We start from the raw sequence: 24,488 nt of genomic DNA, 5'->3' as shown, positions 1-24,488 counted from the left end.
TTTCAGGGCCGGGTGATCCGGACCTCGTAGTTCTCGTCGGCGTCCTTCGCGAGGACGGATATGCGTATGCCGTTGGACCGGTCGGTGAACACCTCGCCGGGCTCGAACGGGGCGTCGGAGAGTTCGGCATGGACATTGGGCCGCCGGGTGCAGCCGCCGCTGTCCTCGGCGCTGTCCGCGACGGACACCGGCCCCTGGCCGGTGTCGACGTCGGAGCTCACCCTGTAGATGAGTACACCGGGCCTGCACACCGCTTCGTCGTTGCCCGCCGGGGTGCGGACCTCCACCGCGTATCCGGACTCGGCGCTCAGCGGCACGAAGGCCAGCTTGGTGCCGCCGGTCGTGGCGAGCGGGCCGAGGGTGTGTTCGCTGGTGCCGGGCATGGCCGCGCACCTGATCTGGCTGCTGTCGAGCCAGCCGAGCTTCCACTTGTGCCAGCCCAGGAGGTCGTTGTTGGCACCCCAGTCCTCGGACATGATGTCCCAGTGGCCCACGGAGCCGCCGCCCTCCATCGTGTACAGGTCGGGCAGCCCGAAGACATGGCCGTTCTCGTGGGGCAGGACCCGGTAGCCGGTTTCCGCGTACGAGCCCGACCCGTCGTCCTGGCGGCTGTAGACGAAGGACGTGTTGGCGAGCGGGACTCCGTCGGCGAGCGGGGCGTCGTCGTTCCCGGAGAACGTGACCGACAGGACGGTGTCCAGTGCGGAAGGGCCGGCATTCGGGGTGACCAGGACGTTGACCAGGTCGTACGCGGAGAAGTCCACCTTCGGGTCCGCGGTGCTCACGAGGTCCTTGACGAGCTTGCGGTAGCCGGGTTCGTACGGTGAACCCCGCTCTATCCCGTACGCGGAGAACGGCTGGGGCATGCGCAGCCAGTCCTTCACGGGGGCTTCGGGCACATAGGTGAGGCGGCCGTAGGAGCTGGTGCGAAACCAGTCGGACGTCTGCGGGAAGAATTCCGCCAACCGGTCCTCGGCCGGTTCCGTCGCCTCTGCGTCCGGGAAGTCGATCATCAGGTTGAGGGCCTTGATCTCCCCCGTGGAGCGCGCGTATCCGGGCGGTGTCGGCATGCCCTCCGACATCTGCACGCCCATGGCGGCAGGGATCCGGCACGGGGCGAGTCCCGGGCCCCGGGGGGCGGCCACCGGTCCTGCGGAGGCGCGTCCGGTCTCGGGGAGCGTGGAGCTCGCCGACGCCACGGTTGCGATCACCAGAGCTGTTGCACCGGCGAGGGCGACGGTGCGGCGGTACCTGCGTATCCGGTGGCGGGGCTGCTGCATAGGGCGCCTTCGGGGGGTCCGCGGCAGTCGGCCGGCCCTGACTGCGCTCTGCCGATCAGCCTGTGCCGGGACCTGCGGGTCCGCTCGTTGGGTGCGCCGATGGAGGGGTTTTCACCTCCGTGAAGCATGTGATGCAGGTCACATTTGCTCGGGAAATAACCGGGGACCCTTTCCCCGTTTGCATGGGTGTCCCCGGCGAAACGGGGAAGCGGTCCCCGGTTAGCTCCGAGGGTCCGCCCACACACCGAAATGGGAAGGGCCGCCGTCGTGGAGACTGTCGCCGAAACCGCCACCTGCGCCGTGCAGCGCCGTACGTCCCGTCCGCGGGCCGACGCGCTGCGCAACCGGGAGCGGATCGTCGCGGCCGCGCGCGAGATGTTCGTCGAGTTCGGCCCGGACGTGCCGCTCGACGAGGTCGCACGCCGTGCCGGGGTCGGCAACGCCACGCTCTACCGGAACTTCCCCGACCGGGCCGCACTGACCCACGAAGTCGTTCTCGCGGTCACCTCACGCACCACCGAACGTGCCCAGGAGGCTGTTGCGGCGGAATCCGATCCGTTCGCCGCGCTCAGCCGCTTCGTGCACGCGGCGGCCGACGAGCGGGTCGGCGCCCTGTGCCCGATGCTGTCGGGCGGCTTCGACAAGGACCATCCCGAACTGCTCGCCGCCCGCCGAGGCCTCGAAGAGGCCGTCGAAGGGCTGGTGGAGCGCGCCATGTCCGCAGGGCGGCTGCGCACCGACATCGCCGTCGGTGACGTACTCGTCGCCCTCTCCCAGCTCACCCGGCCGCTGCCCGGCATCGCCTGCCCGGACATCGACCGGTTCACCCACCGCCATCTCCAGCTCTTCCTGGACGGTCTGGAAGCTCCGGCCCGTTCCGAGCTGCCCGGATCGGCGGCGACCTTGGAGGACCTGCGCCGCAGGCACTGACGCCGACGGCACATCAGAGACTCAGCAGACTCACGGGGCCCCAGCGGCCGACAGAACACACAAGGAGCAGGTCGGGGCCTGACCAGCAGGTCCGACCGCCGGCACGGTGCGCCCTTTTTCCCGCGCCGTAGGCCCGTTCCGCCGACCCACGACCCTTCACGACGACTCTCGCGTCCTTAGGTGGCTACTCCCATGTCCAAAACAGCCGACACGCTGCTTCCGGATCCCAGTCGCTGGAAAGCACTGGCCTTCATCGCCCTCGCCCAGCTGATGGTCGTCCTCGACGCGACCATCGTGAACATCGCCCTGCCCTCCGCCCAGACGGACCTGGGCATCTCCGAGGGCAACAAACAGTGGGTCATCACCGCCTACGCGCTCGCGTTCGGCGGGCTGCTGCTCTTCGGCGGACGCATCGCCGACCTCTGGGGGCGCAAGCGCACCTTCGTGGTCGGTCTGCTCGGTTTCGCCGCGGCCTCCGCGATCGGTGGCGCCGCGCAGGGCGAGGCGATGATGTTCGGCTCCCGTGCCCTGCAGGGTGCCTTCGGCGCGCTGCTCGCACCGGCCGCCCTGTCGCTCCTCGCAGTGATGTTCACCGACGCCAAGGAGCGCGCCAAGGCCTTCGGTATCTACGGGGCCATCGCCGGTGGCGGTGGCGCGGTCGGCCTGATCCTGGGCGGCTTCCTGACCGAGTACCTGAACTGGCGCTGGACCTTCTTCGTCAACATCCCCTTCGCGATCGTTGCCGCCGCAGGTGCCTACTTCGTCATCCGTGAGCCGGCCGGTGGCCGCAACCGCTCGCCGCTCGACATCCCCGGTGTCGTCCTGTCCACCCTGGGCCTGGTCTCTCTGGTGTACGGCTTCACCCGCGCGGAGTCGGCCGGCTGGTCGGACTCGCTGACCATCGGCATGTTCGTCGCGGCCGCCGTGCTTCTCCTGGCATTCGTCGTCACGGAGTCGCGCGTCAAGTCCCCGCTCCTGCCGCTGCGCGTCCTCATGGAGCGCAACCGCGGAGGGGTCTACCTCTCGCTGGGTCTCGCCATCATCGCGATGTTCGGGCTCTTCCTGTTCCTGACGTACTACCTGCAGGTCGCAAAGGGCTACTCGCCGGTCAAGACCGGCTTCGCGTTCCTGCCGATGATCGCGGGCATGATCGCCGGTTCCACGCAGATCGGCGCCCGGCTCATGACCCGGGTCCCGCCGCGGCTCCTGATGGGCCCCGGCTTCCTGGTGGCGGCGATCGGCATGCTGCTGCTGACCCAGCTGGAGATCGACTCCTCGTACGCGGGTGTCATCCTGCCGGGACAGCTGCTGCTGGGCCTCGGTATGGGTACGGCGTTCATGCCGGCCATGTCGCTGGCCACGCACGGCATCGAGCCGCGTGACGCCGGTGTGGCCTCGGCGATGGTGAACACCTCGCAGCAGGTCGGAGGCGCCATCGGTACGGCGCTGCTCAACACGATCGCGGCAGGTGCCACGACCGCGTACATCGCCGACCACGCCGCAGGTGCCTCCGACCCGAAGCTGTTGCAGCTCCAGGCCATGGTGAGCGGCTACGCCAGCGCGATCTGGTGGGCTGTCGGCATCCTCGCCGCGGCCTCGGCGATCGCTCTGACGCTGATCAACACCGGGCGCCCGGGCACCGGAGCCACCGGTTCCGGCGGGTCGGCCGAAGGTGCGGACGACTTCGAGGGCGACCTCAAGATCCCGGTCGTCGCTCACTGAGCCGGTGCGGGCGCGACGGTGTGACACCTGAAGCCGCCTGACCTCCGGTCCGGATCATCTGCCCTGGTTCCGCTCAGCGGAGCCAGGGCAGATCCGCGTCCGTGTCCTCCGGCTGCAGTCCGGTGGCGATGACCTGCATGATCTCGCCGAGGCTGCGTACCTGTTCGGGGGTGAGCCGGGCGAACATCGCCTGGCGCACGGCCTCGACATGGCCCGGTGCGGACCGCGCGAGCATCTCGTGGCCCTCGTCGGTGAGTACCGCGTTCTGGCCGCGCTTGTCCTGGGGGTGCTCCTCCCGGCGGACCCACCCGTTCTTCTCCAGCCGGGCGACGGCGTGCGAGAGCCGCGAGCGGGTGATCTTGGCGTCCTTGGCCAGCTCGGTCATCCGCTTCCGGCGCCGGGGAGCCTGGGAGAGCTGGACGAGCAGTCCGTAGTAGATGTGCGGCATGCCGGCATCGCGCTGCAGCTGGCGGTCGAGGTGATCCTCCAGGAGCGTGGTGGCGTGGAGGTACGAGCGCCAGACGCCCTGTTCTTCGGTGGTGAGCCAGCGCGGCCCGCCGGTGGATGCCGTGGTCATGTACTTCACTGTACGACCTTTTCTTGAAAGTTTAACTAAATAGAGCTAAGGTCTCCGGTAGTTGGAACTTGAAGGTTCAAGCAATTGATCCGTCGAGTCCCCGGTGCCTGTGGCAGGTATCAGCCTCCGGTGCCTGTAGACAACACATACCTTGATCGGCCGAGGAATGGGAGTGCCATGACTGACACCGCGGAGCGCATGCCCGCCCTCTACCTCTCGCACGGCGCGCCGCCGCTCGCCGACGACCCCGTCTGGCCCGGCGAGCTGGCCGCCTGGTCGGCCGGGCTGCCGCGCCCCAAGGCGATCCTGATGGTCTCCGCCCACTGGGAGGAGGCCCCGCTCGCCCTCGGCGCCACCGAGTCCGTCCCACTCGTCTACGACTTCTGGGGCTTCCCGGAGCACTACTACCGGGTGCGCTACGCGGCCCCGGGGGCCCCGGCGCTCGCGGACGACGTCCGCAAGCTGCTGCGCGGTGCGGGCACGCCGGTCCAGGACATCGCGGACCGCGGTCTCGACCACGGGGCGTACGTGCCGCTGGTGGAGATGTTCCCGGGCGCGGACATCCCCGTACTCCAGATCTCCATGCCGACCCTGGACCCGCAGAAGCTGATGGACATAGGGCGCAAGCTCGCTCCGCTGCGCGACCAGGGGGTATTGATCGTCGGAAGCGGCTTCTTCACCCACAACCTGGCGGCGCTGCGGCACCCGGGGGGCGGGATCCCCGGATGGTCGGCGGAGTTCGACGACTGGGGGCACAGGGCGCTCCAGGCGCAGGACATCGACTCGCTGCTGGACTTCGAGAGCAAGTCGCCGGCGGGCAGGCTGGCCCATCCGCGTACCGAGCACTTCGCGCCGCTGTTCGTGACGCTGGGCGCGGCGGAGGGCGAGCTCGATCAGGGACGCAGCGTCATCGAGGGCTTCTGGATGGGTCTGGCGAAGCGTTCGGTGCAGTTCGGCTGAGGAGCGGCTTCTCGTACCAGGACACGTCCCAGTAGCGGCCGAACTTCCGGCCCACCTCGGTGTACGTGCCGACGTGCCGGAAGCCGAAGGCGTCGTGCAGCCGTGCGGACGGCTCGTTCGGCTGGGCGATGCCCGCGTAGGCGCGGTGGATGTCCTCGCCGGCCAGGGCCTCGAACAGGGCCTTGTACAGGAGCGTGCCGATTCCGCGGCCCGTGGCGTCGGGTGCGCAGTAGACGCTCACCTCGACCGACGTGCTGTACGCCGCCTTGGGGCGGTACGGGCTGCTGGTGGCATAACCCAGGATCCCGGTCGCGTTGTCAGCCGTGGAGTCCTCCCGGGCAACCAGGAGGCGGTACGGGCCGTCTTCAGGGTGGGAGCGCAGCCACGGCAGCCTCTCGGCCGGAGTGAACGCGGCTGTATCGAATGTGAGCGCCGTCTCACGGACGTAGTGGTTGTAGATGTCCGTGAGAACTTCCAGATCGGCCTCCGTGCCGGGCCTGACCTGCACTTCTGTCGATATATGTGGCATCGGTCCTCCTGCTGGGGCCGACAGGGTACTGCATGATCTCGAAAGCGAACGGTCGCGGTGGGAATTCTGTCCGGATTCCAGTCGTTGTTTCCATCGGATGCAGGGCACCCGAAAGGGTGTCGCGACCTACTGAGTAAGGGAGCACGCATGGCAACCCGTGCCGTCGCCCGACGTTCGTCCGCCACCAGCGGCGGGACCACCCGGGCGAGCAGCGTTCGCGCCGTGGGCGGGGAGATCGCCGATCGCGACCTGGTCGGCATGTACCTGGACGAGATCGCTCGTACACCGCTGCTCGACGCCGCCAAGGAGGTCGAGCTCTCGCAGACGATCGAGGCGGGCGTCTACGCCCAGCAGATCCTCGACGGCGAGGTGGAGAGCAAAGCCGGCGGAGCGAAGCGCAAGGAGCTCGAGGCGCTGGTCTCCGAGGGCGAGCGCGCCAAGGACGTATTCATCCGCTCCAACCTCCGGCTCGTCGTTGCCGTGGCCCGGCGGTACCCGCGAGCGGGCCTGCCCCTGCTCGACCTGATCCAGGAGGGCAACGCGGGCCTGGTGCGCGCGGTCGAGAAGTTCGACTACGCCAAGGGCTTCAAGTTCTCCACGTATGCGACGTGGTGGATCCGGCAGGCCATCACCCGCTCGATAGCCGACCAGTCCCGCACGATCCGGCTCCCCGTCCACCTTGTGGAGGAGCTCGGCCGGATCCGCAGGGTGCAGCGCGAGTTCAATCGCGAGCACGGCCGCGACCCGGAGCACTCCGAGATCGCAGCCGAGCTGGACTCCAACGCCGAGCGCGTCGGCAACGTCCTGGACTGGGCCCGTGACCCGGTCAGCCTCAACATGTCCGTGGACGACGACGGTGACACGCAGTTCGGTGACCTGCTGGAGGACACCTCCGCGGTGTCGCCCGAGCAGTCCGTGATGACACTGCTGCGCAGCGAGGAGCTCGAGGACCTGATCGGCAAGCTCGACAACCGCACCGCCTCCATCATCCGGATGCGGTACGGAATCGAGGACGGCCGTGAGCGGACCCTCACCGAAGTGGGCAAGCAGCACGGTCTGACGCGGGAGCGGATCCGCCAGATCGAGAAGCACGCACTACTCGAATTGAAGCGAATGGCTCACGACACGGGCTTTGACGCTGCGGCGTGAGCCAATAACCCGTAACCTCCCAATCAAGCCGGTTCGCACCGGCCCGACGACCGGGTCCTGTACCGGTCCCATGAGCTGAGTCCCGGCGCCCACCCCCCCCGGCGCCGGGGCTCATTCATTTCTGATCCGCCCCGGGACCGGCCGCCGACGACGCGCGGGTCAGGCGGGCGCCCAGATCGCTCAGGTAGGCCACCAGCGACGACGGCCCGTGCGCGGTGAACTCGCAGTCCACCAGGGCCAGCCGCAGCGCCACCCACTCCAGCGAGTCCGAGGAGACCGAGCGCAGCCGGCAACTGTGCTCACCGGTCGGCTCCGGAACGCCGAGCGACGCGGGTAGCCGCGCCGTCACGAAGTCCGCCGGGGCCCGGAACGTCACGTCGATGCGCAGATCCGGCTGCATCCGGGACATCGACCGGGCGAAGAACTCCGCGGCGTCCCCGCTCTCGGTGGGCAGCTCGCGCGGGGTGAAACGGGCCCCCGTGGCGAACGGCTCGCTCACCCGGTCCACCCGGAAGGTGCGCCAGTCCTCACGGTCCAGGTCGTAGGCGACGAGATACCAGCGGCTGCCCGTGCTGACCAGCCGGTACGGTTCGACCTGCCGTTTCGACGCGGTGCCGTCCCCGGACCGGTAGGCGAAACGCAGCCGCTCCCGCCCGGTGACCGTCGAAGCGATCACGGTCAGCGTCTGCGGGTCGATGGTGGATCCGTCGCCGCGGGTGAGGGGCACGGTGGCCTTCTGCAGGGAGGAGACCCGGTGGCGCAGCCGTGAGGGCAGGACCTGCTCCAGCTTGGCCAGCGCCCGTACGGACGCCTCGTCCACACCCTCGATGGCATGCCCTGCCCCGGCCCTCAGCCCCACCGCGATGGCCACCGCCTCCTCGTCGTCCAGCAGGAGCGGGGGCATGGCCGTGCCCGCGACCAGGCGGTAGCCGCCGACCGAGCCGCGCGACGCCTCGACCGGATAGCCGAGGTCGCGGAGCCGGTCGATGTCGCGGCGGATGGTGCGCGGGCTGACATCGAGACGCTCGGCCAGCTCGCTGCCCGGCCACTCGCGCGGTGTCTGGAGAAGCGACAGCAGATTCAGCAGTCGTGCCGGGGTATCCGTCATGCGTCCAGGATGCCGGTCCATCAGGACACGACCTGACCTAATGGGTCGGTAGTTTCTTCCTATGACTTCTTCCGAATCCCTGCCGTCCGCGGCGGCCGGCAACGCAGCACCCACGGAGCCGGTGGCGCCGGCGGACCGGCGCCGCTGGCTCGCACTCGCCATCGTCATGACCGCCGCCTTCATGGACCTGGTCGATGTCACGATCGTCAACATCGCCATCCCGAGCATCACCCGGGACACCGGCGCCTCGTTCTCCTCGATCCAGTGGATCACCGCCGGATACGCCCTGGCCTTCGCGGCCGGCCTGATCACCGGCGGCCGGCTCGGCGACATCTACGGCCGCAAGCGGCTCTTCCTCATCGGTATCGGCGGCTTCACCATCGCCTCGGCCCTCTGCGGCTTCGCGGCGAACCCGGAGATGCTGGTCGCCTCCCGCATCCTGCAGGGCGGAATGGCCGCACTGATGGTGCCGCAGGTGCTGTCGATCGTGCACGCCACCTTCCCGGCCCACGAGCGCGGCAAGGTCTTCGGCCTCTTCGGCGCGATCGTCGGGCTCGGCGCGGTCTCAGGGCCTCTGCTGGGCGCGCTGCTCACCGAGTGGAACCTCTTCGGTCTGCAGTGGCGGCCGATCTTCCTGATCAACCTTCCGGTCGGTATCGCAGGGCTGATCCTGGGGCGCAAGTTCATCAGTGAGTCCAAGGCGCCGAAGGCACTCCGTCTCGACCTGGTCGGTGTGGTCCTGGTGACGCTGGGTCTGCTGATGCTGCTCTACCCGCTGACCCGCGGTCGCGACCTGGACTGGCCGGTGTGGGGCCACGTGTCGATGGCCGCCAGCTTCCTGGTGTTCGCGGGGCTCGTCGCGTACGAACGCCAGAAGGCGCGCAAGGACGGCTCGCCGCTCATCGAACTGTCGTTGTTCCAGGTCAAGAGCTTCGCCGCGGGTGTCGCCGTGCAGCTGACCTTCGGTATCGCCCTCGGCATCTTCTTCCTTGTCTGGACGCTGTACATGCAGATGGGCCTCGGCTGGAGTGCGCTGCGGGCCGGTGCGACCGGGATCCCGTTCTCGATCGCCGTCTCCGTGGCCGCCGGTATCTCCGTACAGAAGCTGGTGCCCCGCTTCGGCCGGAAGGTTCTCCAGGCGGGCGCGCTGCTGATGATCGCCGGGCTGCTGCTCTACATCGGGGAGGCGGCGCGGTACGGCATGGACATCACGACCTGGCAGATGGCCGCGCCCCTGGTGATCATGGGTGTGGGCATGGGCCTGATCGTGGCCCCGCTGACGGACGCGGTGCTCTCCGGGGTGCCGAAGGAGCACTCCGGATCGGCTTCCGGACTCATCAACACGGTGCAGCAGATGGGCACGGCCCTGGGGCTCGGCCTCGTCTCGGTCGTCTTCTTCGGGTCGATCAGTGACCGGCTGGCGCCGGAAGCGGTGGGCCCGGCGTTCGTGGACGCGTTCCAGGACTCGCTGTGGTGGGTGGCCGGAGTGCTCGCGGTCATCTTCGTGGTGATGTTCGCCCTGCCGGCCAAGCCGCAGGTGCACCTGGAGGGCGGCGGTGAGCCGGAGACCCCGGCACAGGACGACGGCATCTCCAAGGAGCCCGCACTGGCGAGCTGATCCCGTCGATCCACTGACGATCCACGGCGGCCCGTACCTCCCGGCCGGGAGGTACGGGCCGCCGTGCGTGGTGCGTCCGTGTCGCTCGGCTGACCGAGCACGGGCGGCGGTCAGCAGATTCGGGTGCGGCTCTCCATGGCCCGGCGGGCGGATTCCTCGTCCCCGTAGACCTCGCACATGTGGCGGCCGTCCGGCGTGGCCGTGTGCTCGACCTCCCACAGGCTCGTCTCGCTGCCGTCCAGGAGCAGGAAGGCGTGCTCGTAGAGCGTGAAACCGGCGTCCCGACCCTCGACGCGGCACTGGCGTCCGAAGATCTGCGTGATGTGGTGGGCGAAGGCGGCCCGGAGCAGCCCGGCCGTCTCGGCGCCCGGGTGGTCGCTGTTCTCCGCGCGGCGCAGGACGCGACGGGCATGGTCCGCCGAATTGTCCGGAGCGTACATACGAGGCAGCGGGACCGGCGGCGCCGCCATCAGCATCGTCAGGACCTCCAGGTCCGACTGGAGGCTCTCGTCACCGAAGGCCGGAGTGTCCCAGAAGCCTCCGGCCAGCCGGGCGGCGGCGATCCGGGCATCGCCCTCGTCGTCGTACAGCTCGTGTCTGCGGGGGGATCCGGCGTCCCGGCCGCTGCCGTGCACCAGCTCCCACAGAGTCAGTGCGGTGCCGTCGGAGAGCAGGTAGGTGTGTCTGTGGGTCTCGCGGTGGAGGGCCGCGCTGTGGTGGGACGAGTGCAGCGCGCTGCTGTGCGCGAGCGCCGTCCCGAGCCGGTCGATCGTGCTGTCGGACAGGTCGAAGGAGTTGAGGGCGCATCGCAGGAGTCGCTCGAGGTGCTGCTCGGTTGTCTCGTACGGATCGCTCAAGGTGCTGTCTCCAGGCCGTCGCCGCGCGTTACTTGATGCGTGCATAACGTAGTCCCTGGGTCTGACATCGTGACCGGGGTTCGCAAAAAACGTACCGCGCACGCAGAAAGTTCCCGGCCTCCTCAGGCGGTGCCGTAGAGGTCGCTGTACGAGGGGAACGCGCCCCCCGGGCCGTCGACGCCCCGGGCCGCCCGTACGGCCTTCACGATGGCGCGGGCCAGCACGTCGGCGCCCGCTGCCAGGATGTCGTTCAGCTCCGCCACGGGCTCGGGGGGCAGGGGAAGCCGTTCCGTCGACAGGGCGAAAACGGTGTCCCCGTCGCTGAGCAGATGGACCGGCCGCACGGCGCGTGCCATGCCGTCGTGCGCCGTCCCCGCGAGCTTCTGCGCCTGGGCGCGGGTGAGGGAGGCGTCGGTGGCGACGACGGCGATCGTGGTGTTGAAGGGGCGCCCTCCCTTCGCCTCCCTGAGCTCCTCCAGGCGCAGTCGGGCGGCCTCGTGAACTCCGGGCGCGGGGTGCGCCGGGGGCTCGCCCGCGCCGTACTCCCCGTACAGCACCCCGGTCCGCGGATCGACCACGGAGCCGGCCGCGTTCACCACGACCAGGGCGGCGACCGTGGCCCCCGAGGCCAGCCGCACGCTCGCCGTGCCGACACCCCCCTTGAGCTGTCCGGCCACCGCGCCCGTGCCCGCACCCACCGTGCCCTCGGAGACCGCCGCCCCCGCTTCCGATGCCGCGGCCGCCTCCACCGCGGCGCGGCCGGTCGCGGCGTCGGGCCTGGCCCGCCAGTCGCCGCCCCGGCCCAGGTCGAACAGGCAGGCGGCGGGCACGACCGGGACCACGTGGGCGGGGTCGGGGCCGACCCGGACACCGCGCCCACGCTCCTCCAGCCAGGCCATCACCCCGGACGCGGCGTCCAGCCCGTACGCGCTGCCGCCCGTGAGGACCACCGCGTCGATCCGCTGCACCAGATTGCGGGGATCGAGAGCGTCCGTCTCCCTGGTGCCCGGGCCGCCGCCGCGTACGTCGACGGCGGCGACGGCGCCTCCTTCGGGAGCCAGGACGACGGTGGTCCCGCTCAGCGCGCCCTCGCCGGGAACCCGGGCGTGGCCGACACGGATCCCGCCCACGTCCGTCAGCGCGTCCAGCGGTTCCAAGGGGCGCAGTTCCTCGGTCATTCCGGGCTCCTCGTGAGGTGCGGGTGCTGCCATGTCCCGGCGAACGTACCGGCGATCGCGAGGGAGCGGGAACGCGCGGTCGCCGCCGGGTGCGCGGGCTGGGGCCACACGGGCGACTCGCTCATCCCCTGGGTGCCCATAACAGGACCGAACGCGTCATACGACCCTAAGTTGGCCGGGTGACCGAGCCACCAGCAGAGCCCGCCGCGCCCGAGCAGCCAGACCCCGGTGCCCGCACCGGCTCTCCCGGCGGGACGGACGGCCGTCCCGGTCCCGCGTCCGCCGTCGCCGCGAAGGCCGCGGGAATCGTCCCGCGGTCCGTCAACGCCCGGGCCGCACTGGCGGGTGTCGTCGTCTCCGTCCTGCTGATCCTCGCGATCGTGCTCGGCAGCCGCCTGCTCCACAACTTCGACTCGGCTCTCCTCCCGTACGCCGTGGCCACCGTCTTCCTCGCCTTCGGCGTCGCCTACCGCTACACGGTCTGGATCTCCGCCCCCGGCGCACGCCGGCTCTTCATCCGCGGCTGGGGCAGCCTGTTCTCGGCCGAGAACTTCCGCAGGGCCCCCACCGCCCTGCCGAAGATGATCGCGACCTACCTGGGCTTCCAGAAGTTCCTCGGCGCCCGGTCGCACGCCCGCTGGGCCGCCCACCAGCTGATCTTCTGGGGCTGCATCCTCGCCTCGCTGATCACATTTCCGCTGACCTGGGGCTGGTTCACCTTCACCTCGGGCAGCGGCTCGGGCCCCGGCTACGAGATGCGCATCTGGGGCTTCAAGATCATCGGATTCGACTCGCTGAACATCCTCGGCTGGCTGATGTTCCACGGCCTCGACATCGCCGCCGTGATGGTCATTCCCGGCGCCGCCTACTTCCTCTGGCGCCGGATGAAGGACCGCGGCGCCATCACCGGTCAGCGCTTCGCGTACGACATGGTGCCGCTGCTCGCCCTGATCGTCATCTCCGTGACGGGCCTGCTGCTCACCTTCTCCTCGCTCTTCCTGCACGGCGGCGGCTACGAGTTCCTGGCGATCCTGCACATGGTGTCGGTGGTCTTCACCCTCATCTACATCCCGTTCGGGAAGTTCTTCCACATCGTGCAGCGCCCGGCGGCGGTCGGGATGCAGCTGTTCAAGTACACCGGCCGCCAGGACGACGAGGTCTTCGCCTGCCGCCGCTGCGAGGAACCCATCGACACCGGGCCGTACGTCGAGAACCTGCGCGGCACCATGCGCGACCTCGACCTCGGCTTCGACGCGTGGGCCGAGTACTGCCCGCGCTGCAAGAGGGTGCTGCGGGGCAGCGCCTACCTCTCCCAGGTGAAGAAGGGCTTCAAGTGACCGCGGATCCACGCGCAGCCGACCGCCGCACGGCCGTGCCCCTCGACCCCTCCCTCGCACCGCCGGGCACCCGCGGCTTCCGGGACGCCGGAGGCATTCCGGCCGACCAGTGGCACGCCGACCAGGACGGCGAGACACTCGTCCCCACCCACTGCTGCTTCTGCGGTGTCCAGTGCGGGATGTACCTGCGGGTGGACCGCGGCGGCAAGGTCTTCGGGGTCGAGCCCCGCAACCACGACATCAACCGGATGCGGCTCTGCCCCAAGGGCATCAACGCCTACCAGCAGGTCAACCACCCCGACCGGCTCACCGCCCCGCTCATGCGCCGCTCGCGCGACGAGGACTTCCGCGAGGTCTCCTGGGACGAGGCGCTCGACTTCACCGTCTCCGAGATCAAGCGCATCCAGCAGGCCCACGGAAATGACGCCTTCGGGCTCCTCGGCGGCGCCAGCCTCTTCTCCGAGAAGACTTATCTCGTCGGCAAGTTCGCCCGGGTCGCGCTCAGGACCCGGCACGTCGACTACAACGGCCGGCTCTGCATGGTCAGCGCCGCCGGCGCCAACAAGCTCGCCTTCGGCATCGACCGGGCCGGTAACCCCTTCTCCGACATCCTGCTGACGGACTGCCTCCTGATCGCCGGATCCAACGTCGGCGAGTGCTTCCCCGTGCTGACCCAGTACGTCTGGGGGGCCCGGGACCGCGGCGCCACCCTCATCGTGATCGACCCGCGCGAGACGGCGATCGCCCGCACCGCCGACATCCACGTCGCGCTCAAACCGGGGACCGACTCCGCCTTCTTCAACTCCGTGCTCAGCGTGATCATCGCCGAGGGCCTCACCGACGAGACCTACCTCGCGGCCCACGCCACCGGCTGGGACGAGGTCCGGGCCAAGGCCTCCGAGTACCCGCCGTCCCGCGCCGCCGACATCTGCGGCGTCCCCGCGGAGCAGATCGTCCAGGTGGCCCGTGCCTTCGCGAGGGCACCCAAGGCCATGGCCTGGCACGCCCGGGGCATCGAGCACCACTCGCAGGGCGTCGAGAACTGCCTCACCGTGATCAACCTCTGCACCGCCACAGGCCACATCGGCAAACCCGGCGCCGGCTACGGCACTCTCACCGGGCAGGGCAACGGACAGGGCGGCCGCGAGCACGGTCAGAAGTCCGATCTCCTGCCCGGAGGGCGTTCGATCCTCAACGAGGAACACCGGCGCCAGATCTGCGAGATCTGGGGCATCGAGGAATCCGAACTTCCGGTGGCCGGGACCTCGATGATGGAAATGGTCTGGCAGATGCAGCGCCGCGAGATCCGCGGACTGATCGGCATCTGCAACAACCCCTTCGTCTCCCTCCCCAACTACCGCGTGGTCAAGGAGGGCTACGACGCCACGGAGTTCCACGCCCAGTTCGACTTCTTCCTCTCCGAGACCGCGGCCAACGCGCATGTCGTCTTCCCCGTCACGACGTGGGCCGAGGACGAGGGCGTCATGGCCAACGCCGAAGCCCGTGTGGTCAAGCACAACAAGGCGCAGGACCCGCCTCCCGGTGTACGGACCGACACCTGGGTGATGTGCGAACTCGCCCGGCGCCTGGGAGCCGGCGACAAGTTCGCGTTCGCCGACTCCCGGGCGGTCTTCGACGAACTGCGGATCGCCTCCGCCGGGACCGTCATCGACTACTCCGGCATCACCTACGAACGCCTGGAGGAGACCGGCGGCATCGCCTGGCCGTGCCCCTCGACCGACCATCCGGGTACCCCGCGCCTCTTCGAGGACGGCAAGACCTACCACCCCGACGGCAGGATCCATATGCAGGTCGTCGAATGGCACCCGCCGATGGACCCGTACGACGACGAGCACCCCATGTCCCTCACCACCGGACGCACCGTCGCCCACTTCCTCTCCGGCAACCAGACACGCCGGCTGGGCGCCCTCGTCGAGCAGACCCCGCGGCCCTGGGCGGAGGTCCACCCCTCCCACGGCTTCCGCAACGGCGAGCCCGTCCGTGTCGTCACCCGGCGCGGCAGCGAAGTCTTCCCCGCGCTGGTCACCGAGGCGATCCGCCCCGACACCGTCTTCATCCCGTACCACTGGCCGGTTCCCACCTCGGCCAACGCGCTCACCATCGATGCCCTCGACCCCCGTTCCAAGATCCCCGAGTACAAGGTGTGCGCCTGCCGGATCGAGCACGCCGAAAAGATCGACGAGGTGCCCGCGCCCCCCGTCGCGCCCGGCCATGTCGCCTACCCCGAGACCCAGGTGTCCCGGACCGACCCGCTGCCGCCCACGTCTCCTCAGGGCCGTGGCACCTCGGACAGGAGCTGAAGCCGCATGATGGGCAGAACGATCTTCATCGACCCGGGGCGCTGCATCGGCTGCCAGGCCTGTGTATCCGCATGCCGGGAATGCGACTCGCACCGCGGCAAGTCGATGATTCACCTCGACTACACCGACGAGGGCAGCTCGGTCGCCTCCCTTCCCACGGTCTGCATGCACTGCGAGGACCCCGTGGCCCCCTGCGCGGAGGTCTGCCCCGCCGACGCGATCCTGGTCACCGCCGACGGTGTGGTGCAGCAGGCCGACACCACCCGCTGCATCGGCTGCGCGAACTGCGTCAACGCCTGCCCCTTCGGCGTCCCGAAGATCGACCTCCAGGCGAAGCTGCAGATGAAGTGCAACCTCTGCTACGACCGCACCGCCTACGGACTCGCCCCCATGTGCGCCACCGTCTGCCCGACCGGAGCGCTCTTCTACGGAACCCTCGAGGAGCTCCAGGCCGAGCGTCCCGGTGTCCAGGTCGCCGACACCTTCGTCTTCGGCGAGAGCGAGGTCCGCACCGGTGTGGCCATGGTCGTCCCCGCGGACCGGGTCCAGTGGCCCGTGCCCGGTGGCCTTCCCGTCGTCGAGATCAACGGTAAGGACGTCCGCCGATGAGCGTCACCGAACAGCAGCCCGGCAGCGACCGGAACTCCGGCGGTGACCCCCGCGCGGCTCTCCACGACCGGATCGCCGCCGACTCGCTCACCACCCGGCGCGACTACCTCCGGATCGTGACCACCGTCTCCGGCGGACTCGCGCTCGGCGGACTGGGGGTGGCGGGCGGGATCCTCCACCGTCACGGGGACGAGGAGGACGGCAAGGCCCCCGAGCCGAAGCAGATCGCCACGCAGCTGCTGCCCGGCCAGTCCCTCGCCTTCCGCTACCCCGGGGAGGAGGACCGGGCAGTCGCCGTACGGATGGACGACGGCACCCTCGTCGGCTACTCCGCGATCTGCACGCACCTCGCCTGCGCCGTTCTCTGGCGCAACGACCGGGGCACGGAGGGGGAGCTCTACTGCCCCTGCCACGAAGGCGTCTTCGACGCCCGGACCGGCGAGGTCACCGCGGGGCCGCCGCCCCGCGGACTGCCCAAGGTGGTGCTCACCGAACAGACCGACGGCAGCATCTGGGCCCTGGGCACCACCCGTTCCGGGGAGAGCATCGAGCAGGGGCTGTGCCGTCAGTTCGGCGAGGACCGCCCGGACCTGGCGGCCCGGATCGGTTGCCCCGGAGTCAGCGACGGCGTGGAAGCACCACCCCCGGCGGCCCCGTCGAGTGCGGGTGTGCCGGGCGCCGAGCCGTCAGGCAGCGCCACCGGCGGGACCGGAGCCGTGGGAGGGCGGTCATGACGAACCCTCGACAGCCCTCGGAGCGCCCGGAACCAGGTGTCGGCCAGGAGGCCTCCGGGCACCTGTACCCCGAGTACCGGCCGGGCAGCGCCAGCCCCGAACTGAACCGACCCGTACACGAGCGCTATCCCCAGATCCGCGCCACCAGCGGTTACGGCGACCCGCGGGTGGCACACACCGGCCCCGGCCCCGGAGCCGGCAGTGACCAGGAGCCCGAGCGCTCCTCGAAGCTGACGGCCCGGCTGGCCCTGGCCATGACCGTGGTCGTCGGGCAGCTCTGGGGTCTGACGGTGCTGATCGACGAATGGATGGAGGGCAACACGGGAACAGCCTGGTGGGGCGCCGGCTTCCTCGGCCTGTCGTTCCTCGTCGTCCTCGGCCTGTGGCTGCTCGATCCGAAGGACCGCTGAGACTCGGACCGAAGGACCGATGAGACGTGGACCGAAGGATCGATGAGACGCGGACCGGTGGATCGGCGAGGCCGGTCATGAACGACCGGGGTGAGCGTCGCCGTACCCTTGACGTATGAGTACCGCCCCCGCCTCCGGACCGCGAGAGTCGAAGCCGTCGCAGGAGCCCAGGCCCAAGCCGCCCCTGATCTTCGACGATCCCCTGGACACGCAGTCCGCGGACGATACGGACCAGGGGTGGGGCGAGCGGGCTCCTGCCGGTGGCAGCGCCGCAGATCTGGCCCGCTTCCTCGACGAGAAGCCGCCCCACCACGTGTGATCCAGCACGTGTGACATGGCTACGGCTGGTCGCGCCGGGATACCAGAGCGTCGCGGATTTCCTTCAGCACCTCCAGTTCGCTCACCTCCATCGTTTCCTGCACGCCTTCCTTGGCAGCCTGCGCGGCTGCCCTCCTGGCGAGGTACTTCGCCATCGGCATCACCATCAGGAAGTAGACGACGGCGCCGGTGATCAAGAAGCTGAGCGCGGCGCTCAGCACCGAGCCCCACAGGATCTCGATCCCGTCCATCCTGCCGGTGTCCGGATCCACGACACAGGGCCCTCGGAGACAGGAGCTGTACTTCTCCAGGTCCTGGGTCCCGAAGGCACCCACCAGCGGGTTGATGATCCCTTTGACGACCGCGTTCACGACGTTGGTGAATGCGGCACCGATGACGACGGCGACCGCGAGGTCGATCACGTTGCCGCGCGTCAGGAAGGTTTTGAAGCCCTCCAGCAGACTGACCTTCTTCTCGCTCATCGATGAGCCTTCCTCTGTAGGTGCCGCAAGGGGGGCGAACTGCTCCTTCACATAAGGCGGCGGAAGGCGACGCTGTCCAATCCGGCAAACCCGGCGGGCGAGTTGACGACATGTCAGCTCTGCCCGGTGCGGGAGACCGCGACCGCGAGACGACCGGACACGCCCGCGCCGGCAAGGGCCGTGGCGGTTTCCCGCTCCACGGACAGGACGACCAGGGCACCGCCTTCCGCGGCCGTCCCGCCGTCGCCGTCCGTGGCCGGGTACCCCTGCCCGCCGTCTTCCGAACGGCGCGGCACGTCCGCCACCTCCACATCCTTCGCCACCACCCTGGCAACCGGATCGCCCTCCTGCGCGGCGATCACGTCGACGCGGTCCCCCGCACGCAACAACCGCACCGTCGCCGCATCCGCGATCCGCACCGGCGCGGACACCAGACGCACAGGACGCCGCTCCGGAGCCGACGGCACACCGCCCGCAACGGCGCCGCCGCCCGCACCCGGTGTGCCGGTGCCCGAGGCGCTCAGACCCGAGGCGGCGAGCGCGGCCGAGGCCAGGGCGAGCCCCGCCGCCATCGCGCGGCGCTGTCGGCGTATGACCCGGCGCAGCCGTCCAGTACGGCTGCCGTGAACGTGCAGGGGGTCGAACGGTGGCACCCCGCGCGGTGCGGGAGGAGCCGGACGTGTATCGGGCACGGACAGGAACATGGCAAACACCACCTGCGGTGAAGGAAATCCAGAGCGTGAGGGGCGTCCGGCGGCGACAACGCCGGACGCCCCTCACGATCCACCTTCCGCGGGAATCCGGCCGCGGCCTGTGGAGAACCCACACGTTGTGGATAACCTCGGCACCCGTACGAGCCAGGGCATGGCGAGCCGGCGGGGGTGCATGGTTCTGATGGCTACGGCCACCCCGCCGGGTCCGGAGCGAGCTCAGGCAGCTCGATCCGGCGAGCTGCGGCCGCCCCCATGTGCCGTTGAGTGGCGCATCCGCATCCGCATCCGCATCCGCATCCGCATCCGCTCCCGCGGAACCCGGATCGTCCCGTGGCAGGTTCCCCGGCGAGGAACGCGATATCAGCCTGATCGACGACATTCTGACGGTCGGGCACCCGCAGGTGCACCGCCGGCACATCCTGCGCTCCTGGCTACCCACCGACGACGAGGCGAAGCGACTGGAGCTCGAGCCCGACGCCACCAACCCGACCCGCCGGACATGTCGAGGTGGGACGCGGGGCGCCACATGTTGCGGAATCGATTCCTCACGTCGGGATTTGACCCCTGCTCAACCAGTGACATGCGGGGCGGTCGGGGGTTACGGTGCCAACGAACAGTGTGACAACGTTGTCAAGTGTCAGGATTCGAAGGGAAATACCCCATGCGGTTTGCTTTCAGACCGTTCCGTCCCCGTGCTTCCGGTATAACAGCCGGTCTGATGGCCGCCGTACTCGTGGGTGGTGGAGTGCTCGGCATCGCCCAGCCCGCCGCCGCCGCGGACGCGGAACCGATCGATCTGGTCAATCCGTTCGTCGGAACCCAGAACTTCGGCAACACCTTCCCCGGGGCGAGCGCGCCGTTCGGCATGGTCCAGGTCAGTCCGGACACCGGCGGCCAGGGCGGCTACGACTACAAGCAGGACTCGATCTACGGATTCAGCCAGACGCACCTTTCCGGCGTCGGCTGCGGTGTCATGGGCGAGCTGCCCATCATGCCGACCACGGGCGCGGTCGACTCCGTGGACCCGAACGCCTACCGCTCCCCGTACAGCCACGACGACGAGCAGGCCAGCCCCGGTTACTACCGGGTGGGGCTGAAGAAGTACGACGTCGACGCGGAGCTCACCGCCACCGAACGCACCGGGTGGCAGCGCTACACCTTCCCCTCCACCGGTTCGGCCAACGTCCTGTTCAACACGGGCAAGGCCAACCAGTCGGTGCTGGACTCCGAGGTGCACGTCGTCGGCGACCGCACCATCGAGGGCCGGGTGCACGCCGGGGGCTTCTGCGCCGGGCACGACGAGCACACGGTGTACTTCAGCGCCACCTTCGACCGGCCCTTCAAGGCCTACGGCACGTGGGACGGCGCAGCCCCCGAGCCCGACACCCGCGACGCGGAGGGAAGCGGCCAGAAGGGCGCCTGGGTGACCTTCGACGCGACCACCGACCGGGACGCCGTCCTCAAGGTGGGGCTGTCCTACACAGGTATGGAGGGCGCCCGTAAGAACCTGGCGGCGGAGACCGAGGAGTCCTTCGACTTCGACGCCACGCGCAAGGCGTTGCAGGACACCTGGAAGAAGCAGCTGGATTCCATCCGGGTCAGCGGAGGCGCGGCGGACCGGCAGAAGGCCTTCTACACCGCGCTCTACCACAGCCAGCTGCACCCGAACCTTGCCGGCGACGTCGACGGCCTGTACCAGGGGTTCGACAACAAGACGCACACGGCAAAGGACTACACGCCGTATCAGAACTTCTCGCTCTGGGACACCTACCGGCCGCAGAACCAGCTTCTGCAGATGCTGGAGCCGAAGGTCGCCCGGGACGTCGCGCTGTCGGTCGTCGCGGCCGGCCGGGACGGCGGCTGGCTGCCCCGCTGGGCGCTCGCCAACAGCGAGACCAACATCATGACCGGTGACCCGGTCACCCCCTTCCTCGTGGAGGCCTGGTCGAAGGGCCTCCTCGCCGGACACGAGGCAGAGACCTACGCGTTGCTGAAGAAGAACGCGACCAGCACCCCGCCCGCCGACTCGTCGTACAACGGACGCTCGGGCTCGGACTACTACACCGAGCGCGGCTACATCCCGTCAGGTCTCGAGCTCGGCAAGGACTGCGCGGACAAGGGCGGCGACAACGACTGCAAGCACCCGGCGTCGGCGACGATGGAGTACTCCGCCGCCGATGCGTCGCTTGCGCTGATGGCCGACGGGCTCGGACACACGTCGGACGCCCGGATGTTCGCCGCGCGCGGGCAGTGGTACCGGAACCTGTGGGACTCCTCGATCCAGCAGTTCCGTCCGCGGACGGCCGAGGGCACCTGGCTCACGCCGTACGACCCGGTCGAGGCGGCGCACCAGTTCCACGAGGGCGGCGCGTACCAGTACCAGTGGCTGGTGCCGCAGGATCCCGCTGGTCTCGTCAGCCTGATGGGCGGCCGGAGCGCCACCGAGAAGCGGCTCGACTCCTTCTTCGTCCACGACAAACTGCTCACCGACCCGGCGGGCACCGCTCGGAACGACTGGATCTCGCAGCCGTACGACTACTACGGCAAGCCGACGTACAACCCGAACAACGAGCCGGATCTGCACGCCCCGTACATGTACAACTGGGTCGGCGCTCCGGCGAAGACCGCGACCGTGGTGCGTGCGGCGATGACGCTGTTCACCAACGGGCCGGACGGGATGACGGGCAATGACGACCTGGGCACCATGTCCGCCTGGTACGTCTTCTCCTCGCTCGGCATCTACCCGACGATGAGCGGCGGCAACTTCCTGGCCGTGTCCAGCCCGCAGTTCGAGTCGGCGACCGTCCGGATCGGCAGCTATCCCAAGGCGTCCGGCACCAAGGGCCAGGGCGGCACGCTGACGATCGAGGCACCCGGAGCGAGCGACACGAAGCGGTACGTGCGGAGCGTGGCCCTGAACGGCCGGGACGTACCCCAGACCTGGCTGAGCTGGAACAAGCTCGCGCACGGCGGAACCCTGGCCCACCGGCTCGGGACCTCCCCGTCCAACTGGGGCACGGGCAAGGACGCCCAGCCGCCCTCCGTCAACCAGGCGTCCCCCGACAGCCGCAAGCACGTCGACGCGTCGCTGCGTCCCGCCTCGGCGGTCGTCCCCACGGGCGACACCGCGCAGACCGCGAAGTTCACGCTGGACGTCCTGGGACAGGCACCCGGCAAGCTGAACGTGTCGGTCACGGCGAAGGTGCCCAGCGGCTGGAAGGCCACGACGGCACCGCGTTCACCACTGGTGATCGATTCCGGACGCCTTCCGGTGCAGAAGAAGGTGTCGCTCGACATCACCGTGCCGCCGGGCGTCGCCGCCGGGTCCTACCCGGTGGAGGTGAAGGTCGTGGGCCGCGGGGCGAACGCGGTCACCCGCAAGGCCACCGTCGCGGTGGGAGCCGCCACGACCTGCGCGAGTGAGGCGAACGGCCAGTGCGCCGTGAACCTGCGCGCGGACCTCGGCCACGACGGCACGGCCACGGTGGCGAAGTCCGACGAGGGCGACTTCGACGGGCATGGCTGGAGCTATGACGGCGACCTGCTGCCCAAGGCGGGGCCGGTCACATGGGACGGGGTGACGTACGACGCGCCGGACTCCACCGGCACGGCGAACAACTTCCTCGAAGCGCGCGGGCAGGCCCTCCTGCTGCCCGCCGGACAGCACAGTGCGCTGCGGCTCGTCGGCTCGGCGCACAACGGTCCTGTGACCACCACGCTGACCGTGCACTACACGGACGGCAGCAGCACGGAGGCACCGGTGACGTTCGGCGACTGGGCGGGCTCCGCGCCGGACGGCAGCACGGTCGTCCTCGACATGCCGCACCGCATCAAGCGGGGCAGCGGTGTCGACGGGCCGTCCATTCGGCTCTTCGGCATGGCCGCCGAGCTCGACGGGGGCAAGACGGTCCGTTCGGTCTCGCTGCCGGACGACTCCCGCGTCGAGATCTACGCGATCACGCTCGCCTAGAGAGCTCGCCCAGAGAGGGAGGGCGGACCGTCGGAACCCATGCCGGCGGTCCGCCGTTCCCGACGGCGCACCCGTCTCAGGGCCTTGGCGCGGAAGCCCGGGTTCCAGTGGCCTCGGATCGCCGGTATCGGGTGCGGACGTGCAAGAAGTGGCGCAACGGCCGCCACGCCTGCCAAGGCAATGAGAAGGCGGCGCCTCCGGTGTATCAGGAGGCGCCGCCTTCGTCGGGCCCGCCCCCCGGCCCGAGCCGGGGAAGAGGAGTGCCGCGCCGAGGAACTTCATCCGGCGTCCACGAGACGATCTGCCAGGCCCTCTACGTCCAAGGCCGGGCTGCGACGTGGTCGACAGCTGCCGGGTTCACCGAGGTGACGTCGGCGGTCTCAAGGCAGCTCGATCCCTGTGTCGAGTCCGTCCAGCGCGCGCACACACGCGCAGTCGCGTTCCGTGTTCGCAGGCAGCGCGGCCACCGCGTCGAACAGCACCGACCGCAGGCGTTCGACGTTGGCGGAGAACACCTTGAGCACCTCCCCGTGACTGACGCCCTCGCCCGCCTCGGCCCCCGCGTCAAGGTCCGTCACCAGCGTCAGCGTCGTGTAACAGAGCCCCAGTTCACGGGCGAGAACCGCCTCCGGATGCCCGGTCATCCCCACCACCGACCAGCCCATCGCCGCATGCCAGCGTGATTCCGCTCGGGTCGAGAAGCGCGGTCCCTCCACCACGACCAGGGTCCCGCCGTCCACCGGCTCCCAGTCGCGACCCCGTGCGGCCGCGAGTGCTGCCTGGCGTCCATGCGGGCAGTACGGGTCGGCGAAGCCGAGATGTACGACGTTCGGCTGGGCTCCGTCCGCCCGGATCTCGCCGTCGTAGTACGTCTGCGTGCGGGCCTTCGTACGGTCCACCAGCTGGTCCGGTACGAGCAGGGTCCCCGGCCCGTACTCCGGGCGCAGCCCGCCGACGGCGCACGGGCCGAGCACCTGGCGTACGCCGACGGAGCGCAGGGCCCAGAGGTTGGCGCGGTAGTTGATGCGGTGCGGCGGGAGGTGGTGGCCGCGTCCGTGACGCGGGAGGAACGCCACCCGGCGGCCCGCGATCTCGCCCAGGAAGAGGGAGTCGCTCGGAGCCCCGTACGGGGTGTCCACCCGGACCTCGGTCACGTCCTCGAGGAAGGAGTAGAACCCCGATCCGCCGATGACCCCGATATCCGCCGTACCCGCTTCTGCGTTCACCATGCGGTCACACTAACCGGGCGGACACGACCGGGACCCCGCCGAGTCGATCGGCGGGGTCCCGGTGAAGCGTGTGGTGTACGTGTACGGCCTCAGGCGGCCGATGTGCCGCTCGACGAAGTCGCGGACGACGAAGACGCGGACGACGAAGAACTTGACGCGGCGGGCTTCGAGTCCGAACCCGACGACCCCGACGAGGACGTCGACGTGGCGGACGCGGAACCGGCTGCCTTCGCGGGCGACGTCGCCGGCGTGCTGCTCGACGAGGAGCCGCGGCTGTCGTTCCGGTAGAAACCGGATCCCTTGAAGACGATGCCGACCGCCGAGAACACCTTCTTCAGGCGTCCCTCGCAGTTCGGGCACACGGTCAGGGCATCATCGGTGAACTTCTGCACCGCCTCGAGGCCCTCGCCGCACTCGGTGCACTGGTACTGATAGGTCGGCACTTGCTCCTCCTGGC

General features: G+C 69.7%; 22 protein-coding genes. 12 read left to right on the top strand and 10 right to left on the bottom strand.

Annotated features, from left to right (window positions below; all coding sequences use genetic code 11):
- Positions 1 to 2: 2 nt before the first annotated feature.
- Entirely contained in the window at positions 3 to 1,280 is a 1,278-nt protein-coding gene (locus ACFW9O_RS15155) for a M6 family metalloprotease domain-containing protein (protein WP_384609299.1), read from the bottom strand.
- A 267-nt stretch (positions 1,281 to 1,547) separates the two neighbouring features.
- On the opposite strand from ACFW9O_RS15155, the gene ACFW9O_RS15150 reads away from it, so the two are divergent.
- Positions 1,548 to 2,210, top strand: coding sequence for a TetR/AcrR family transcriptional regulator (locus ACFW9O_RS15150; protein ID WP_351172646.1), 663 nt, complete (start codon positions 1,548 to 1,550; stop codon positions 2,208 to 2,210).
- A gap of 192 nt (positions 2,211 to 2,402) precedes the next feature.
- The gene (locus ACFW9O_RS15145) at positions 2,403 to 3,932 is read left to right on the top strand and encodes an MFS transporter (RefSeq protein WP_384609296.1); all 1,530 of its coding nucleotides are present in this window, start codon (positions 2,403 to 2,405) and stop codon (positions 3,930 to 3,932) included.
- A 73-nt stretch (positions 3,933 to 4,005) separates the two neighbouring features.
- Here ACFW9O_RS15145 and ACFW9O_RS15140 read toward each other — a convergent pair whose 3' ends face one another.
- The gene (locus ACFW9O_RS15140; RefSeq protein WP_384609294.1) at positions 4,006 to 4,518 is read right to left on the bottom strand and encodes a MarR family winged helix-turn-helix transcriptional regulator; all 513 of its coding nucleotides are present in this window, start codon (positions 4,516 to 4,518) and stop codon (positions 4,006 to 4,008) included.
- Between the two features lie 168 nt (positions 4,519 to 4,686).
- Here ACFW9O_RS15140 and ACFW9O_RS15135 point away from each other — a divergent pair, with 168 nt between their 5' ends.
- Entirely contained in the window at positions 4,687 to 5,469 is a 783-nt protein-coding gene (locus ACFW9O_RS15135) for a dioxygenase (protein WP_384609292.1), read from the top strand.
- On the opposite strand, the gene ACFW9O_RS15130 is transcribed toward ACFW9O_RS15135, so the two are convergent.
- Positions 5,417 to 5,998 carry a GNAT family N-acetyltransferase gene (locus ACFW9O_RS15130; RefSeq protein ID WP_384609290.1) on the bottom strand — a complete coding sequence of 194 codons (582 nt, stop codon included), beginning with the start codon at positions 5,996 to 5,998 and terminating at the stop codon, positions 5,417 to 5,419. The genes ACFW9O_RS15135 and ACFW9O_RS15130 overlap by 53 nt on opposite strands.
- 147 nt (positions 5,999 to 6,145) lie before the next feature.
- Between ACFW9O_RS15130 and ACFW9O_RS15125 the strand changes: the two genes are divergently transcribed.
- Positions 6,146 to 7,147: a sigma-70 family RNA polymerase sigma factor gene (locus ACFW9O_RS15125; protein WP_351172631.1), complete on the top strand. Its 1,002-nt coding sequence runs from the start codon at positions 6,146 to 6,148 to the stop codon at positions 7,145 to 7,147.
- A 115-nt stretch (positions 7,148 to 7,262) separates the two neighbouring features.
- Here the strand turns inward: ACFW9O_RS15125 and ACFW9O_RS15120 are convergent, their stop codons facing one another.
- Complete coding sequence (locus tag ACFW9O_RS15120) at positions 7,263 to 8,255, bottom strand: helix-turn-helix transcriptional regulator (protein ID WP_384609288.1); 993 nt, start codon at positions 8,253 to 8,255, stop codon at positions 7,263 to 7,265.
- Positions 8,256 to 8,316: 61 nt separating this feature from the next.
- Between ACFW9O_RS15120 and ACFW9O_RS15115 the strand changes: the two genes are divergently transcribed.
- Positions 8,317 to 9,873, top strand: coding sequence for an MFS transporter (locus ACFW9O_RS15115; RefSeq protein ID WP_384609285.1), 1,557 nt, complete (start codon positions 8,317 to 8,319; stop codon positions 9,871 to 9,873).
- A gap of 110 nt (positions 9,874 to 9,983) precedes the next feature.
- Here ACFW9O_RS15115 and ACFW9O_RS15110 read toward each other — a convergent pair whose 3' ends face one another.
- Together ACFW9O_RS15110 and ACFW9O_RS15105 are read right to left on the bottom strand one after the other, a co-directional pair.
- Positions 9,984 to 10,730, bottom strand: coding sequence for a DUF6227 family protein (locus tag ACFW9O_RS15110; protein WP_384609283.1), 747 nt, complete (start codon positions 10,728 to 10,730; stop codon positions 9,984 to 9,986).
- A 122-nt stretch (positions 10,731 to 10,852) separates the two neighbouring features.
- Entirely contained in the window at positions 10,853 to 11,908 is a 1,056-nt protein-coding gene (locus ACFW9O_RS15105; RefSeq protein WP_384609280.1) for a P1 family peptidase, read from the bottom strand.
- 179 nt (positions 11,909 to 12,087) lie between these two features.
- On the opposite strand from ACFW9O_RS15105, the gene ACFW9O_RS15100 reads away from it, so the two are divergent.
- From ACFW9O_RS15100 to ACFW9O_RS15075, 6 genes are all read left to right on the top strand, one after another.
- Positions 12,088 to 13,245 carry an MFS transporter gene (locus tag ACFW9O_RS15100; RefSeq protein WP_384609277.1) on the top strand — a complete coding sequence of 386 codons (1,158 nt, stop codon included), beginning with the start codon at positions 12,088 to 12,090 and terminating at the stop codon, positions 13,243 to 13,245.
- Positions 13,242 to 15,566, top strand: coding sequence for a molybdopterin oxidoreductase family protein (locus ACFW9O_RS15095; protein WP_384609274.1), 2,325 nt, complete (start codon positions 13,242 to 13,244; stop codon positions 15,564 to 15,566). The genes ACFW9O_RS15100 and ACFW9O_RS15095 overlap by 4 nt, the downstream gene beginning before the upstream one ends.
- 6 nt (positions 15,567 to 15,572) lie before the next feature.
- The gene (locus ACFW9O_RS15090) at positions 15,573 to 16,175 is read left to right on the top strand and encodes a 4Fe-4S dicluster domain-containing protein (RefSeq protein ID WP_329210093.1); all 603 of its coding nucleotides are present in this window, start codon (positions 15,573 to 15,575) and stop codon (positions 16,173 to 16,175) included.
- Positions 16,172 to 16,909 (top strand): Rieske (2Fe-2S) protein, encoded by a 738-nt coding sequence (locus ACFW9O_RS15085; RefSeq protein WP_351181062.1) that lies wholly within the window; start codon positions 16,172 to 16,174, stop codon positions 16,907 to 16,909. The genes ACFW9O_RS15090 and ACFW9O_RS15085 overlap by 4 nt, the downstream gene beginning before the upstream one ends.
- A complete protein-coding gene (locus ACFW9O_RS15080) occupies positions 16,906 to 17,319 on the top strand; it encodes a hypothetical protein (RefSeq protein ID WP_384609271.1) in 414 nt (137 codons plus the stop codon). The genes ACFW9O_RS15085 and ACFW9O_RS15080 overlap by 4 nt, the downstream gene beginning before the upstream one ends.
- Positions 17,320 to 17,434: 115 nt before the next feature.
- The gene (locus tag ACFW9O_RS15075) at positions 17,435 to 17,638 is read left to right on the top strand and encodes a hypothetical protein (protein WP_351181067.1); all 204 of its coding nucleotides are present in this window, start codon (positions 17,435 to 17,437) and stop codon (positions 17,636 to 17,638) included.
- A gap of 19 nt (positions 17,639 to 17,657) precedes the next feature.
- Here ACFW9O_RS15075 and ACFW9O_RS15070 read toward each other — a convergent pair whose 3' ends face one another.
- Positions 17,658 to 18,119, bottom strand: coding sequence for an MscL family protein (locus ACFW9O_RS15070; protein ID WP_384609269.1), 462 nt, complete (start codon positions 18,117 to 18,119; stop codon positions 17,658 to 17,660).
- Between the two features lie 113 nt (positions 18,120 to 18,232).
- The gene (locus ACFW9O_RS15065; RefSeq protein WP_384609267.1) at positions 18,233 to 18,823 is read right to left on the bottom strand and encodes an RcpC/CpaB family pilus assembly protein; all 591 of its coding nucleotides are present in this window, start codon (positions 18,821 to 18,823) and stop codon (positions 18,233 to 18,235) included.
- A gap of 727 nt (positions 18,824 to 19,550) precedes the next feature.
- Between ACFW9O_RS15065 and ACFW9O_RS15060 the strand changes: the two genes are divergently transcribed.
- Positions 19,551 to 22,802 (top strand): GH92 family glycosyl hydrolase, encoded by a 3,252-nt coding sequence (locus tag ACFW9O_RS15060; RefSeq protein WP_384609264.1) that lies wholly within the window; start codon positions 19,551 to 19,553, stop codon positions 22,800 to 22,802.
- Positions 22,803 to 23,182: 380 nt separating this feature from the next.
- On the opposite strand, the gene ACFW9O_RS15055 is transcribed toward ACFW9O_RS15060, so the two are convergent.
- Both ACFW9O_RS15055 and ACFW9O_RS15050 read right to left on the bottom strand, forming a co-directional pair.
- Positions 23,183 to 24,031 (bottom strand): S-methyl-5'-thioadenosine phosphorylase, encoded by an 849-nt coding sequence (locus tag ACFW9O_RS15055; RefSeq protein ID WP_351175841.1) that lies wholly within the window; start codon positions 24,029 to 24,031, stop codon positions 23,183 to 23,185.
- 89 nt (positions 24,032 to 24,120) lie between these two features.
- Complete coding sequence (locus ACFW9O_RS15050; RefSeq protein ID WP_384609260.1) at positions 24,121 to 24,474, bottom strand: FmdB family zinc ribbon protein; 354 nt, start codon at positions 24,472 to 24,474, stop codon at positions 24,121 to 24,123.
- Positions 24,475 to 24,488 lie beyond the last annotated feature (14 nt).

Origin of the sequence: Streptomyces sp. NPDC059499 (assembly GCF_042749285.1) — a bacterium.
Lineage (GTDB): Bacteria > Actinomycetota > Actinomycetes > Streptomycetales > Streptomycetaceae > Streptomyces.
Note: the sequence above shows the minus strand (reverse complement) of the source record. Positions and strands in the feature narration are given on the sequence as shown.